The 14328-nt window shown below is 60.5% G+C and carries 16 protein-coding genes; 7 read left to right on the top strand and 9 right to left on the bottom strand.

Annotated elements, in window-relative coordinates; genetic code table 11:
* The first annotated feature begins 177 nt into the window (after positions 1–177).
* The 3 genes from NE852_RS02455 to NE852_RS02445 all read left to right on the top strand — a co-directional run bounded on the left by NE852_RS02455 (position 178) and on the right by NE852_RS02445 (position 4965).
* Positions 178–1398 carry a DNA recombination protein RmuC gene (locus NE852_RS02455; protein WP_008524499.1) on the top strand — a complete coding sequence of 407 codons (1221 nt, stop codon included), beginning with the start codon at positions 178–180 and terminating at the stop codon, positions 1396–1398.
* Between the two features lie 86 nt (positions 1399–1484).
* Positions 1485–2384, top strand: coding sequence for a ribokinase (locus NE852_RS02450; RefSeq protein ID WP_008524502.1), 900 nt, complete (start codon positions 1485–1487; stop codon positions 2382–2384).
* Between the two features lie 241 nt (positions 2385–2625).
* Positions 2626–4965 (top strand): methyl-accepting chemotaxis protein, encoded by a 2340-nt coding sequence (locus tag NE852_RS02445; protein WP_258156170.1) that lies wholly within the window; start codon positions 2626–2628, stop codon positions 4963–4965.
* Between the two features lie 116 nt (positions 4966–5081).
* Here NE852_RS02445 and ptsN read toward each other — a convergent pair whose 3' ends face one another.
* The 6 genes from ptsN to NE852_RS02415 all read right to left on the bottom strand — a co-directional run bounded on the left by ptsN (position 5082) and on the right by NE852_RS02415 (position 10634).
* Positions 5082–5546: a PTS IIA-like nitrogen regulatory protein PtsN gene (gene ptsN / locus NE852_RS02440; RefSeq protein ID WP_008524514.1), complete on the bottom strand. Its 465-nt coding sequence runs from the start codon at positions 5544–5546 to the stop codon at positions 5082–5084.
* A 69-nt stretch (positions 5547–5615) separates the two neighbouring features.
* Positions 5616–6191: a ribosome hibernation-promoting factor, HPF/YfiA family gene (gene hpf, locus NE852_RS02435; RefSeq protein WP_008524516.1), complete on the bottom strand. Its 576-nt coding sequence runs from the start codon at positions 6189–6191 to the stop codon at positions 5616–5618.
* A gap of 229 nt (positions 6192–6420) precedes the next feature.
* Positions 6421–7344, bottom strand: a complete 924-nt coding sequence (locus NE852_RS02430) for a DMT family transporter (RefSeq protein ID WP_008524517.1) — start codon at positions 7342–7344, stop codon at positions 6421–6423.
* A gap of 88 nt (positions 7345–7432) precedes the next feature.
* A complete protein-coding gene (gene rpoN / locus NE852_RS02425; protein ID WP_008524519.1) occupies positions 7433–8992 on the bottom strand; it encodes an RNA polymerase factor sigma-54 in 1560 nt (519 codons plus the stop codon).
* 261 nt (positions 8993–9253) lie between these two features.
* Complete coding sequence (gene lptB / locus NE852_RS02420) at positions 9254–10030, bottom strand: LPS export ABC transporter ATP-binding protein (protein ID WP_008524521.1); 777 nt, start codon at positions 10028–10030, stop codon at positions 9254–9256.
* 40 nt (positions 10031–10070) lie between these two features.
* Complete coding sequence (locus NE852_RS02415; RefSeq protein WP_258156721.1) at positions 10071–10634, bottom strand: LptA/OstA family protein; 564 nt, start codon at positions 10632–10634, stop codon at positions 10071–10073.
* Here NE852_RS02415 and NE852_RS02410 point away from each other — a divergent pair.
* The gene (locus tag NE852_RS02410; RefSeq protein WP_245270543.1) at positions 10588–10725 is read left to right on the top strand and encodes a hypothetical protein; all 138 of its coding nucleotides are present in this window, start codon (positions 10588–10590) and stop codon (positions 10723–10725) included. The two genes, NE852_RS02415 and NE852_RS02410, sit on opposite strands and share 47 nt — an antisense overlap.
* On the opposite strand, the gene lptC is transcribed toward NE852_RS02410, so the two are convergent.
* On the bottom strand, positions 10722–11387 hold the full coding sequence (gene lptC / locus NE852_RS02405; protein WP_008524524.1) for an LPS export ABC transporter periplasmic protein LptC: 666 nt from the start codon (positions 11385–11387) through the stop codon (positions 10722–10724). The genes NE852_RS02410 and lptC overlap by 4 nt on opposite strands.
* Positions 11388–11613: 226 nt before the next feature.
* On the opposite strand from lptC, the gene sppA reads away from it, so the two are divergent.
* The 3 genes from sppA to NE852_RS02390 all read left to right on the top strand — a co-directional run bounded on the left by sppA (position 11614) and on the right by NE852_RS02390 (position 13347).
* Positions 11614–12564, top strand: coding sequence for a signal peptide peptidase SppA (gene sppA, locus NE852_RS02400; RefSeq protein WP_008524526.1), 951 nt, complete (start codon positions 11614–11616; stop codon positions 12562–12564).
* 29 nt (positions 12565–12593) lie between these two features.
* Complete coding sequence (locus NE852_RS02395; RefSeq protein WP_003544934.1) at positions 12594–12893, top strand: integration host factor subunit beta; 300 nt, start codon at positions 12594–12596, stop codon at positions 12891–12893.
* A gap of 121 nt (positions 12894–13014) precedes the next feature.
* Positions 13015–13347: a LapA family protein gene (locus tag NE852_RS02390; RefSeq protein ID WP_008524537.1), complete on the top strand. Its 333-nt coding sequence runs from the start codon at positions 13015–13017 to the stop codon at positions 13345–13347.
* Positions 13348–13370: 23 nt separating this feature from the next.
* On the opposite strand, the gene NE852_RS02385 is transcribed toward NE852_RS02390, so the two are convergent.
* On the bottom strand, positions 13371–13805 hold the full coding sequence (locus tag NE852_RS02385) for a GNAT family N-acetyltransferase (protein WP_008524539.1): 435 nt from the start codon (positions 13803–13805) through the stop codon (positions 13371–13373).
* Positions 13806–13866: 61 nt separating this feature from the next.
* Positions 13867–14322 carry a carbon monoxide dehydrogenase subunit G gene (locus NE852_RS02380; RefSeq protein WP_008524542.1) on the bottom strand — a complete coding sequence of 152 codons (456 nt, stop codon included), beginning with the start codon at positions 14320–14322 and terminating at the stop codon, positions 13867–13869.
* Positions 14323–14328 lie beyond the last annotated feature (6 nt).

The following is a 14328-nucleotide window of genomic DNA, read 5'->3' as shown; positions in this document are numbered from 1 at the left end:
CGCGCGGGAGGGAAATTCTACGCCACAGGTTTTGGCGAATATGGTTGAGCAATCGTTAAATTAGGCTGCGATTTTTTTGTGATGAGGAAGAACAGCGGTTTGCGAAGATATTGGGGACCGTCAATTTTGTTCACGTTTTGATCTATATGTTGTCATTTCTTCTGTTATGGTTGCGGCATGACCAGTCATTCCGATTCGTTCGCTCTTTCCCTTGTCTCGATCAGCCCGGCCATGCTGGCGCTTGCCGGCGGGGCTCTTGCGGTCCTCGTCCTGTTGGCGGTCGCCCTTCTCTTGCGCGGCGCCAGCCTTCGCCGCGAGCAGGCGGAGGAGGCTAGCCTGCGCGCGGCCGAAGGTGAGGCCCGCATGGCCGAGCTTCTGAAAATCCAGGCGGAGATGCAGGGCCGCATCACGGCCATGGCCGAGGTCTTCGGCGCACGGCAGAGCGAACTCAACCAGGCGATCAACCAACGCCTGGACGGCATGTCGCAGCGAGTGAGTTCGACGATCACCGAGCAGACGAAATCGACGCATGAGAACCTGCAGCGGCTTCAGGAGCGACTGGCGGTCATCGATGCCGCACAGAACAATATCCAGACTCTCGCCAAGGATGTCGTCGGCTTGCAGGCCATTCTGTCCAACAAGCAGACGCGCGGCGCCTTCGGCCAATCGCGTATGGAAACGATCATCGCCGATGGCCTGCCGATGGGCGCCTATGCCTTCCAGCCGACGCTCTCCAACGGCTCGCGGCCGGACTGCACGATCCGCATGCCGAACGACGCACCGTCGCTGGTGATCGACGCGAAATTCCCGCTCGAAGCCTGGAACGCGATTCGTGACGCGGGCAGTCCCGAGGCCGGCAAGATCGCAAGTCAGCAGTTCCGCCGCGATATGGAAGTCCATATCCGGGACATTTCGGAGAAATATCTGATCCAGGGGGAAACCCAGGATACGGCCTTTCTCTTCGTGCCCTCCGAATCGATCTTCGCCGAGATCCATGAAAACTTCGAACCGGTGGTGCAGAAGGCGCACCGTTCGCGCATCGTCATCGTCTCGCCGTCGCTGCTGATGTTGTCGATCCAGGTCATCCAGGCCGTCCTCAAGGATCAGCGCATGCGGGCGCAGGCGCATCTGATCCAGGGCGAGGTGGCGATCCTGATGGACGATCTCGGCCGTCTCGACGAGCGGGTGCGCAAGCTGCAAGGCCATTTCGCCATGGCGCAGAAGGATATCGACATGGTTGTCACCTCTGCCGACAAGCTCACCAAGCGCGGTGCCAAGATCGAAGCGCTGGAATTCGAGGCGGGCGACGGCAAGCCGGCCCGGGACAGCGAGCCCGCGACCAAATCAGTGGAAAGCCGCACCGGCCTTCTCAAGCTGCGGGTGGTTGACGAGGAGTGACCGCTTCGGGCAGTGTCGCGCCCGCAATTCTACCGAAAAGTTGGAGCATGCCGTCGCCAGCAGGCTCCAGATGACGAGGCATCTTCATGATTACAGTTTTCGGGTCCATCAACATGGATCTCATCGCCACGACCGACCGCCTGCCGAAGCCCGGCGAAACCGTGGCCGGCAACGGTTTTGCCACGGCAGCCGGTGGCAAGGGCGCCAACCAGGCGCTGGCGGCGCGCCGCGCCGGCCGCCACGTGCATATGGCCGGCGCCGTCGGCAAGGATGCCTTTGCCGCTGATGCCCTTGCCCTGCTCGACGATGCGGGAACCGATCTCTCCCTCGTCAGCCATGTCGATGGTCCCACCGGCACGGCGCTGATCCTTGTCGGCGGTGACGGGGAAAACATGATTGCCGTCGTTCCTGGCGCCAACGGCCTGGTCACATCAGCCGATGCCGAAACTGCTGTCGGCGGCATGAACGAAGGCGATATCCTGATGCTGCAGCTCGAAGTGCCCGTCGCGGCCGTCGAGCGCGCGCTGTCGGCCGCCCGCGCCAAGGGCGTCACCAGCATTCTCAACCTTGCTCCGCTGATCCCCGACGCGCCGCGTCTCGGCCGGCTCGCTGATATCGTCATTGCCAACGAGACCGAGTTCGAGCGGCTCGCCGGACAGAACGGCATGGACGCCGCCGCGCGCGAGGCAGCGCTTCTCCGCCTGCATCAGGAGACCGGCCAGACGCTGATCGTGACGCTCGGCGGCGATGGGGTTATCGCCATTCGCGACGGGGCAATTTCAAGGGCTCGGGGCCTGGTGATCGAACCTGTCGATACGGTCGGCGCGGGAGACACCTTCTGCGGCTATTTCGCCGCGAGCCTCGACGAGGGGCTCGATTTCGCCTCGGCGCTGCGCCGCGCAGCCGTTGCCGGTTCGCTCGCATGCCTCAAGGCCGGAGCGCAACCTTCGATCCCCTCGAGCGGAGAAGTCGCAGACAGAATATAACTCCGTCTCTTTTGCGAAGCCGCCGAAAGAGCCCCTTGATTTTAAGGGAATTCCTGCGGTTTTCCCTGGGCTAGCCTCTAAAGTTTCATTCAAATTTAAGAGATATCTGGCGATCCTGCTCATGGTCGCCGGCTTCTGCTGTTTGAGATCCGGTCATCCACGCGGCTGCTCCATGACGGAGCGAGGCCTTCGCTCCTGCGCCGAAGAATGCCCATTCGGCGTATCCTTGCCCGAGGACCCTATGTTCATTTTTCGTATGAAATCGCTTGCGGCGAAGCTCATCGTCATCACAGGCATCGCCATCGCGCTTGTTCTGATCGTTTCGAACTTTTTCCTCATCGGCCAGACCCGGGATCGCGTCCAGACGCTGACGATGGATCAGGCCAATCTCGAAGCAAAATCGATCGCCAATGAAATCGCTGCCAATGTCGGCGAACTGGCCAGTGCCGCGCGCACCATGTCAGGCGTCATCGGCCGCGGCCATGAAGGCAAATCGCTCGATCGCAAGGGCATGATCAACGTGCTGAAGGCCAATCTCGAACAGAACGCCTTCGCCTTCGGCAGCTGGTTCTGCGAGCAGCTCGGCGCGCTCGACGGCAAGACCACTGAAATCGCCAACAACAATGACGAAGGCACCAACAAGAACGGCGCCTTCACGCCCTACTGGTCGAAGACCAAGGACGGCGGCATCCAGTATTCGACGTTCGACAACGATTACACCGCCGAATGGTGGAAGCTCGCCGCCGACAGCGGCAAAGGCGCAATCACCACGCCTTACATGGCCCAGGGAACCGACGTACCGACGCTGCTGACCTCGATCTCCTATCCCGTCATGTCGGGCGGCAAAATGATCGGCATCGGCGGTGTCGACATCTCGCTGAAGTCGCTGACCGACAAGCTACAGGCGCTGCACCCCTTCGGCTCCGGCCGTGTCACGCTGCTGTCGCAGGCCGGCAACTGGATCGTCGCGCCGAAGCCCGACCTGATGACCAAGCAATATGACGGCGAGGGCACCGAGGTCGTCAAATCGGCGCTGTCGAACAAGCAGTCCGGCCTCGTCAAAAACCTCACCTATGACGGCCTCGATCGCTTCGACCGCGTCGTTTATCCCTTCGCCGTTCCAGGCGTCAACGCCACCTGGGTCGTGCTCGTCGACGTGCCGCATACGGCAATCAACGCGCCGGTGCGCGACCAGACCTATCTGATGATCATCAATGGCCTGATCGTCCTTGGCGCCGTCATGCTCGCGCTCTATTTCGCCGTCCGTTCGTTCGTACAGCGGCCGCTTGGCGGTCTCGTCGCCAGCGTCAAGACGCTGAGTGACGGTAAATATTCCGAACCGGTCGCCGCTCAGGATCGTACCGACGAAATCGGCTCCGTCGCCAAGGCGCTTGAAGGCTTCCGCTTCAAACTCGCCGACAGCATGCGCCTCGAAAGCGAGGCCGCCGACCAACGGCAGGCCGCCGAGGCCGAGCGCGGCCGTTCGGAATTGGAACGCCAGGAATCGGTGTCACTGCAGCGCCGTATCGTCTCGATCGTCGGCACCGGGCTTTCCGAGCTCTCGCAAGGCAATCTGGGGTATCGCATCACTGACGACTTCCCTGGCGAATACGGCAAGCTGAAGCAGGATTTCAACGCCGCCCTCGTCAGCCTCGAAGAGACCATCAACACGATGACCTTCAGCGTCGCCAATATCGGCTCCGGCACCGGTGAGATCAGCAACAGCGCTTCCGACCTCGCCAAGCGCACCGAACAGCAGGCGGCAAGCTTGGAAGAGACGGCGGCCGCGCTCAACGAACTCACCGCACAGGTCGATTCCAGCGCCGAGAATGCGCGCACTGCCGCCGACAACGTCAATCTCGCCTGCCAGGATGCCGAGAGATCGGGCGAAGTGGTGCAGAAGGCGATCGCCTCGATGCAGGGGATCGAGCAGTCCTCGACGGAGGTCTCGCGGATAATCGGCGTCATCGACGAAATCGCCTTCCAGACGAACCTGCTGGCGCTGAATGCCGGTGTCGAGGCCGCCCGCGCGGGCGAAGCCGGCAAGGGATTTGCCGTCGTCGCCCAGGAAGTGCGGGAACTCGCCCAGCGTTCGGCCAACGCCGCCAAGGAGATCAAGACGCTGATCAACACCTCGGCCGTCCAGGTCAAGGAAGGCGTCGATCTCGTCGGGCGCGCCGGCGGCACGCTGCACAAGATCGCCGAACAGGTGATGGGCATCAACGGCCTGATCCGGCAGATCTCGGCCTCCGCCAGCGAACAGGCGGTCGGCCTCAAGGAAATCAACCAGGCCATGAACCAGATGGACCAGGTGACGCAGCAGAACGCGGCGATGGTGGAGGAAGCGACTGCCGCGAGCGTCGCCCTCAACGACGAGGCACAGACGCTGAAGGCGCTCGCCACGCGCTTCAGGGTCTCGGGCGTCGGCAACGCCGCGGCCCTCGCCTCGGTTGCGCAGCAGATGCGTACGCCTGTTGTCGCGGCTCCCTCGTATCGGGCTGCCGCACCGGCTCCCCGCCGTGCGGCTGCGGCATCGCGCGGTTCGAGCGCCGTGGCGCAGGATAACTGGGAAGAGTTCTGACCGCTCAACCACTTGTAGTGAAAAAGGCGCCTGGGAGACCAGGCGCCTTTCGCATTTGGGGATCGAGCTAAGATTTCATTTTTACGTCGTTATCACAATCGCGTGTGCGATATGCGTCAGGCGGCGTTCGATGTCTGCTCTTCGTTCAGGAAAGCATAGATCGCCGAGGCGGAATCGGTCGCGCGTAATTTTGCAACCAGATCATGATCGCGCAGGACGCGAGCGATACGCGACAAAGCCTTGAGGTGATCGGCACCCGCGCCCTCGGGCGCGAGCAGCAGGAACACCAGATCGACCGGCTGATCGTCCAGCGCCTCGAAATCGACCGGCTGATCCAGCCGGGCGAAGATGCCGACGATCGAATGGATGTTCACCAGCTTGCCGTGGGGAATGGCGATGCCGTTGCCGACGCCCGTAGAGCCCAGGCGCTCGCGCTGCAGGATGACGTCAAAGATCTCCCGCTCGGAAAGCCCCGTGATTTTGGAGGCTTTTGCTGCCAATTCCTGAAGCAACTGTTTCTTGGAATTTACTCTGAGGGCGGGAATGATCGCATCCTGATGGAGCAAATCTGCCAATGCCATTTCTTTTTCCTTCTGTCGCCGGGATCAGATGAAGGAGCGGCGACAATCACCGCCGCTCAACGCCTGATCTCAGCCTTTGATATTGGCCGAATCGATCCAGCCAATATTTCCGTCATGCCGACGGTAAACGATGTTCAGATGTTCCTTGCCGGGGCTGCGGAACAGGAGAAGCGGCTCGTCGGTCATGTCGAGCGCCATCACGGCGGTGGCGACCGACATGGTCTTCAGCTGCTTCGTGCTTTCGGCGACGATCGCCGGGGCGAAATCGTCGGGAATTTCATCTTCATGATCAGGAACCGAATCCATGACCGTGTAGGCGACTTCTGCAAAACCGTTCAGATGGTTTCCGGCATGATGGTCCTTCAGCTTGCGCTTGTAGCGGCGCAGACGCTTTTCGATGCGCTCGGAAGCAGCGTCGAAAGCAAGCTGAGGATCGGTCGCTTCGCCGGCCGCATGCAACACCACGCCGCTGTCGAGATGGAGCTTACAATCTGCGGAGAAACGGGAACTCGCCTTTACCACGGTCACCTGGCCGGAATACCCCCCGTCGAAGTATTTCGTGATGGCCATACCAATTTGGTCCTCGATCTTTTGACGGAACGATTCACCAATTTCCATATGTTTCCCGGATACACGCACACTCATGGAGTTTCCCTTCTTATGGTCGTTTGCGGGTATCAGTTTACGCCAAGCCTCAGGTTCATCCAAGCACTTCGCGCAATCTCAGGCAAGATCGCGTGAGCCTGCAGGTCCTTGGCGCCCTTGGGATGATGGGGATAACTCCAGATGCCGCTTGCGGCCTCGATTGCGGCGGGCTTCTAGCCAGAGGTTACCGAAAAGTCAATAGGGCCACAGAATCGGCGCAGGTCTCACCTCATCGACTTCCCGCGCTTTGCGCCGCACGGTATTCGCCTTTGCCAGGCATTGTCATGGCGGCGACACCCGCAATGACGCAGGCAAGGCCGATCCAGGCCGTCGAACTCAGCCTTTCGCCGAGGAAGACGATGCCGATCGCAACACCGATAGGCACTCTGAGATAGGCCTGCGAGGTCGTTCCGACCGATCCCAGCGTCTGGACGAGACGGAAATAGATCGCAAAGGCCAGAGCCGTCGAAAAGGCCGAAAGAGCAAGCAGCGCCAGGATCGATGCCGCCGAAGGAGTGAGCTCCCACGGCCGATCGACCACGAGGCTCGCCGGCAGGAGAATGACGGCGCCTGATATCAACGAGCCGGCGGCCGGCACGGCAGGATCGAGCCCTCTGAAGTTCTTGCCGAAAATCGCGGCACCTGCGTAGCAAATGGTCGCCGCGATGATGGCGAGCTGCGCCATCAGGCTTTCGCCGAGACCACCGAACGCTTCGACCCCAATAACCAGACAGATGCCGGCCAGGCCGGCCAGGACGCCGAAGAGCTTTCGTAAGGTCACCTGCTCATGACGGGTAATCAGCACGGTCAGCAGAAAGGTGAAGATCGGCGTTGCCGAGTTGAGGATAACCGCCAGTCCGGCATCGACCGACTGTTCGGCCCAGGCGATCAAGGTGAAGGGAATGACGCTGTTCAGGCAGGCCTGAAGGAAGAACCGCCGCCATGTCTCGCGATCCCTCGGCAGCCGGACTTTTCGGTAGCGCAGGACGGCAACCAGAATACCGCCGGCGATCAGCGTGCGTATCGCAATTAAAGTCACCGGCGAGATGGTCTCAACACCGATCTTGATGAAGGTGTAGGAGGAACCCCAGAGAGTCGCCAGCGCCAGCAGCAGGGCGAGCTCTCTGGCAAGGTTCGAATTTTGCGGCGCCATGGTTTGTACTTCGCTGTTGTCTCAAATCACCAGAGAGATAGCGGGATTTGCGTGAGGATGCTTCGATCAAGGCCGAAGCATTGCCGCATCAGAAGCCGGAGACCTTGGCAAGCGCCCGCTTCTCGCGGCGGCGCTGGACCGAGGAAGCGATGTTCATCGCCTCCCTGTATTTGGCAACCGTGCGGCGGGCGAGATCGATGCCGCCCCTCTTCAGCATGTCGACAATATCGTCGTCCGACAGCACTGCGTCCGGGCTCTCCTGCATGATCAATGTCCGGATCTTGTGCCGCACGGCCTCCGCCGAATGGCTGTCGCCGCCCTCGACGGCGCTGATCGAGACGGTGAAGAAATATTTGAGCTCGAAGAGCCCGCGCGGCGTCAGCATGTATTTGTTCGAAGTGACACGGCTGACTGTGGATTCATGCATCTTGATCGCCTCGGCGACCGTCTTCAGGTTCAGCGGGCGCAGTTGATCGACGCCGTGCAGCAGGAAAGCGTCCTGCTGGCGGACGATCTCGCTTGCCACCTTCATGATGGTCTTTGCCCGCTGGTCGAGACTGCGCGTCAGCCAATTGGCGCTCTGCAGGCACTCGGAAAGGAAGGCGTGATCCTCTCCATTCCTGGTCACGCGGGAAAAATAGGACTGGTTGACCAGCACGCGCGGCAGCGTATCCGGATTGAGCTCGACCAGCCAGCCGCCATCCGAGGAGGGCCTGACGACGACGTCGGGCATGATCGCTTCGGAGAGGCTCGTCTCGAAACCGCTGCCGGGTTTCGGATTGAGTTGGCGGATCTCGGCAAGCATGTCGAGGAGGTCTTCCTCGTCGACGCCGCAGAGACGCTTCAGCGTCGCGAAATCGCGCCGCGCCAGGAGTTCGAGATTTTCGACCAGCGCCTGCATGGCGGGGTCATAACGATCCTTCTGCTTGAGCTGGATTGCCAGGCATTCGGCGAGGCTGCGGGCGAAAACCCCCGGCGGATCGAGCGTCTGAAGGGCGGCGAGCACACGCTCGGCCTGTGCAGGACTCGTGCCCAGCCTCTCGCCGGTCTCGACGATATCGGTCTGCAGATAACCGCAATCATCAAGCTGATCGACGAAGTTCTGTGCAATCAGCCGGTCGGCCATATCAGGCAGGACGAAGGGAATCTGCTGGACGAGATGATCGCGCAGCGACACCTGGCCGGCGACGAAATCATCAAGATCGTAATCGGCGGCCTCGCCGCTGCCCGGCATCGATTTCCACTGGCTGACAAGTTCGGGCGCATCGAGGCGCTGCGGCGCGCTGTCATCGGGAAAGACATTGGTATAATTGGCGTCGAGTTCGTCGCTCAACCGGCTCGCACTGGCGCTGCCGCCATTGTCGTACCAGTCGCTGGAGAGAGCCTCGGTGCGGCTGTCGTAGCCGTCGTCCGATGCGGCCTCCTCCTGCTGATGGCCATATTCTCCATCCTCGCCTTCGCCGCGCTCATTGCCCGCCTCCCCGTCATTCGACGGAAATTCGAGCAGCGGGTTCTTCTCAACTTCCTGTGCGATAAACTGGGTGAGTTCGAAATGCGTCATCTGCAGCAACTGGATGGATTGCATCAGTTGCGGTGTCATCACCAGGGACTGGTTCTGGCGCAGGAAAAGATTGGCGGACAGTGCCATAACGGACGCGAAACTCCCCACGATTCCTTGGGAAACCGCGTCCGATCAACGCTTCAGGCCACGGAAATCCAACTTGGCCCAAAAATTGCTTTTTTATTGGATTTGGTCAAGTGGAACTATGCCACAAGGTGAATTTCTGCGCCCAGCGCATGATGCCGACAAAATGTGAGCCGTTTTCGGGCGGCATCATGCTCTCATTCTCCGATTTAGATACAGGTTCAGATTTTGGCCGATCCGACCTGATATCATCCGGATCTGGCGTCAGAGACTGAAATTGTCGCCGAGATAGAGCCGGCGCACTTCAGGATTGTTGACGATATCATTGGCCCGGCCGTGGGTCAGCACCTCGCCGGCATGGATGATGTAGGCGCGGTCGATGAGCCCGAGCGTCTCGCGCACATTGTGATCGGTGATGAGAACGCCGATGCCGCGCGCCGTCAGGTGGTGAACGAGATTCTGGATGTCGGCGACCGAAATCGGGTCGACGCCGGCAAATGGCTCGTCGAGCAGCATGAAGGTCGGATCGGTCGCAAGGGCGCGGGCGATCTCGAGTCGGCGGCGCTCGCCACCGGAAAGGGCGACGGCAGCGCTCTTGCGCAGCTTCTGGATATGGAATTCCTCCAGAAGCTCGTTCAGCTTCTGCTCTCGCTCGGCCTTGTCCTTCACATGCACTTCGAGGACGGCCCGAATATTTTCTTCAACCGTCAGTCCCCGGAAGATCGAGGCTTCCTGGGGAAGATAACCGACGCCGAGGCGCGAGCGGCGATACATCGGCATGGTCGTGACATCGTTTCCGTCGATCTCGATCGTGCCTTCGTCCACCGGCACAAGGCCGGTGATCATGTAAAAACAGGTCGTCTTGCCGGCGCCGTTCGGGCCGAGCAGCCCGACGGCCTCGCCGCGGCGCACCACCAGCGAGACGCCGTTGACGACGCGGCGCGTCGCATAGGTCTTCGTGAGACCACGTGCGATCAGCGTTCCCTGATAGCGACTCTTGTCGGCGGCGCCCGCAGCTTGCGGCTCAGGCTTGCCGAACACGGTGGATAGCGATGATAATTTCACGTGGGAGGCCGGCTTCTCAGTTCTGCTTCTGCTGCGTATTCGGCTGCGATTTCGGATCGAGCTGAATCTGGACACGACCACCGCAGCTTTCAAGCTCCGCCTGGCCGGTTTGCATGTGAACGGTCAGTTTGCAGCCGGTAAAGACGTTGGGCCCATCCGACAGGATAACCTTGTTCCCGTCGTCCGCCGTGAGGATGAACGTCTGTGAGGCCATGTCGAAATTGCCGTCGTCGGCGGTCGCCGTCTGCGTGCCCGAAACCAGGTAGACCTTATCCGTCACCAGGATCTTGTCTATATCAGCACTTCCCGATGCAAGCGAACCCGACTGCTGCGGCTTTGCCTCAGGTTGTGCCGCGGCACCTGAGGCGGCCTTCGCCGCCTTGTCCTTGTAATAGACGGTCATCTTGCCGGACTGCATCGTCGTCGTGCCCTGGACGACCTTGACGTTGCCGGTGAAGAGGGCGGTGTGCTCCTGATCGTGGATCTCAAGCTTGTCGCTTTCGATCTGGATCGGCTGGTCGTTGGAAAGCTTCATGCCCGACATCGTGGTCGACTGCGCACCCGCGCTCGAGGCCGTCAGAATAAGGGCAAATGCGCCGGCAATGAATGCAACGCCAGTCTTGCAAGTGGAAATGCGACAATCTTTTGTCATGGATGACCCGGCTGGTTAAGTGCCCTGTTTATGGATGGTGGATGGATCGACATTCATGCGAACATTCCCCTCGAATGTGATCACGCGCCCCTTATCTGTTATCTGAAGCGTCTGCGCAACAATGGAGGCGTTGTCCTTGGTGATGGTGACGGGGTCGTCGCTCCGCATGTTTCCGCCCTTGATGTCGAGCTGGGCGGACTGGAAATTCGCGTTCAGGCCGCTGCTCAGCACCAGTGTGAAAGGGGTCGTCATATGCAGATTGTCGGTGGCGCGGTTGTAGTCGGCGGTCGAGGCGACGACACGGGCGATCAGGCCGTCATTCATCGGCACGGCGGCCTTGATGGTCTCGAGCGTGATGAGATCGGGATTGCGGATATCCTGCAGCGCCCTTTCGGCAAGCATGGAATAGTTGATGCCGTCGGAATTGCGTCCCGAGATCGCCGGCTTTTCCATCACGACCTTGCCGTTCTCGATCTTGGCGCCTTCGATCTTGATGTTTTCAGGCAGATAGGTGCGGATCACCGACACGGCGATAAAGATTGCCGAGATGGCGAGGGCGGCCGCCGGCAGCAGAATCTTCAGCCGCCGCACGCGGGCGGAATGGAACAACGCATCGCCATAGGGGGTCTTGCCGGACCCCGCAAAAGCGGCATTTCCGTTGTTCTTCAGGGTATCGAGCATAGGCCTCGTCCGTGTGCGGTGATCGCCGCGCCTTCATAACAAAGCCGGCCGCCAATCACAGTTCGTTTCGCATTATTACATTGGCTTGCCAATATGGAATTTTTTCTGCAACAAGCAACAAAACGGAAAAACATCAAAAAGTGGCATTCGTACGCGCAGCTGCCACCCTATTTTTACAGGGGTTCCTCGGCGGCTTGCCGAACCGAAGCCCGCGCTGGAGGTTTTTATGGACAGTTCGATGATCGCGGATCGCCGGCGGCTGCGCCGCAAGCTCGGCTTCTGGCGCCTCGCCGCAGTGGCGCTCATCGTGGCACTCGGTTTCTCCTTCTATGCCTTCACTTTCGGCGACGCCGGCACCGCGCGCCCGCATGTCGCCCATGTGACGATATCGGGGCTGATTGTCGACGACGACGAGCTTCTGGAGCGGCTGAAAAAGATCGAGACCGACAAGCAGGTGAAGGCTGTGGTGATTTCGATCTCCTCGCCCGGCGGTACGACCTATGGCGGCGAAAAAATCTTCAAGGCGATCCGGGCGATTGCGGCCAAGAAGCCCGTCGTCTCCGACGTGCGCACGCTTGCCGCCTCCGCCGGCTACATGATCGCCACCGCCGGCGATACGATCATCGCTGGCGACAGTTCGATCACCGGCTCGATCGGCGTCATTTTCCAGTATCCGCAAATCCAGCCATTGCTCGACAAGATCGGCGTATCTCTGCAGGAGATCAAATCCTCGCCGCTGAAGGCCGAGCCCTCGCCCTTCCATGAGGCGAGCGAGGAAGCCAAGGCAATGATCCGCAACATGGTGGTCGACAGCTACAACTGGTTCGTCGACCTCGTCGCCGACCGGCGCAAGCTGCCGCGCGAGGAAGTGCTCAAACTCGCCGACGGCACGATCTATACCGGCCGGCAGGCGTTGAAGGTGAAGCTCGTCGATACGATCGGCGGCGAAGCGGAAATCCGCGCCTATCTGAAATCGCGCGGCATCGATAGCGAATTGCCGATGGTGGACTGGGACAGGAAGAGCAATACGCCTTTCCTGCTCGCTGGGGCTGTTTCGCGGCTGATTACGATCTTCGGTTATGATGATCTCGTCAAAGGCCAGGATATCAATGGAATCCTGCCCCCAAAGTTGCTTCTTGACGGGCTGCTTTCAGTTTGGCAGGTTGGCCGCGATTGATAAGAAATCAATAATTTAAGGGGGCGACTGTGATCAAGTCCGAATTGGTGCAGATTGTTGCGGCACGCAACCCGCATCTCTATCATCGCGACGTCGAGAATATCGTCAACGCGGTTCTCGACGAGATCACGGATGCACTGGCTGCGGGAAACCGCGTCGAATTGCGCGGCTTCGGCGCGTTTTCGGTGAAGAACCGTCCGTCTCGCTCCGGCCGCAACCCGCGAACCGGCGATACCGTCTTCGTCGAGGAGAAATGGGTCCCCTTCTTCAAGACAGGCAAGGAGCTGCGCGAGCGGCTCAATCCCGGCCAGGCCGACGAAGAGGATTGAGGGGCGCAAGCTGCCTGCGGCGAAACCGCACTTGAACTCGAGGGCCGTTTTCCTATTCTGCCAAGCATGAAACGCGCCGCTCAATAAAGACCGGCGCAATCTGCCGCGTGGAGACCTTGAAATGGCTAAGAAGATCGTCAACCTGTTGATTCTGTTGCCGCTCGGCGTCATTCTCATCGTCTTTTGCGTCGCCAACCGGCAGAACGTCACGCTCGCCTTCAATCCGTTCCGGCCTGAGGATCAGGTGCTTGCGGTTTCCGCGCCCTTCTTCGTCTTCCTATTCATCGCGCTGATAACAGGCATGCTGATCGGCTCGGCTGCCACATGGTTCAGCCAGGGCAAACACCGCAAGCGCGCCCGCACCGAGGCTAAGGAAGCCATCCGCTGGCAGGGCGAGGCCGATCGCCACAAGAGCCGCGCCGAAGAGATCGCCGGGCAGCTGCCGTCGCGCTAAGCGGCCGGATATTCTGCGGCCCGTCAGGCCGGGGAGAAACTCAGTTCCTCATAGTCGCCTTCCGGCGACGCGCCGTTGCCGGTCACGTTGAAACCGTGAGAGAGGTAGAACGCCTTCGCACGCCGGTTCTTGACCAGGCATTTCAGCCGGTAACTGTGCCGCGGCCATTCGGGCAGGGCCTGCAGAAGCGCCGTCCCGGCGCCGTGGCCCTGGAATTCCGGGCGGATATACAGCATGTGAACGAAATCATCCGCCGGCCAGAGCGACAGGAAGCCCGCCACGCTTCCATCCGCATGCTCGCAGACGAAGATCGTCTCGCCATTGGTATGGGCGGCGAAATCCTCGCGATGGAATTTGCCGGGATCGACCCAGACGAATGTTTCCCGGCGCACGGAAAGATAGATCTCCGTGAGCGTTTCCTGGTCTTCCGCCTGTGGCGGCCTGATGATCCACGTCATGATTCCGACTTAACGCAAGCCCCTGCCCTCGCCAAGCCCCGCAAGCCGCCACCGGAAGAGATCAACCGGCCGCCATCTTCGCGACGACGGCCGCATTGAAATCGGAAAAGAAACCCTCGGCGAGCTTCTGCGAGGTCGAATCGAGCAGGCGGGCGCCAAGCTGGGCGAGTTTACCGCCAAGTTCGGCTTTCGACCGATAATGCAGGACTGTCTCCGCGCCTCTTTCCTCGAGCACGACATCGGCGCTGCCCCTGGCGAAGCCCGCAATACCGCCCTTGCCTTCGGCCGACAGCGTATAGCTCTTCGGCGCATCGACATTGGAAAGCGTCAGAAGTCCGTGAAAGGTGGCGGACAGCAGGCTGAATTTGACCTTGATCGTCGCCTCGAAAGTATCAGGCGACAGGCGCTCGATATTTTGGCAGCCCGGAATGCAGCCGCGCATGACCTCGGGATCGTTGAGCGCCGCCCAGACGACATCCCGCGGCGCGGCGATGCGTTCTTCGCCGGTGAAATCCATTCGACA

This window comes from Rhizobium sp. Pop5 (assembly GCF_024721175.1).
Lineage (GTDB): Bacteria > Pseudomonadota > Alphaproteobacteria > Rhizobiales > Rhizobiaceae > Rhizobium.
Note: the sequence above shows the minus strand (reverse complement) of the source record. Positions and strands in the feature narration are given on the sequence as shown.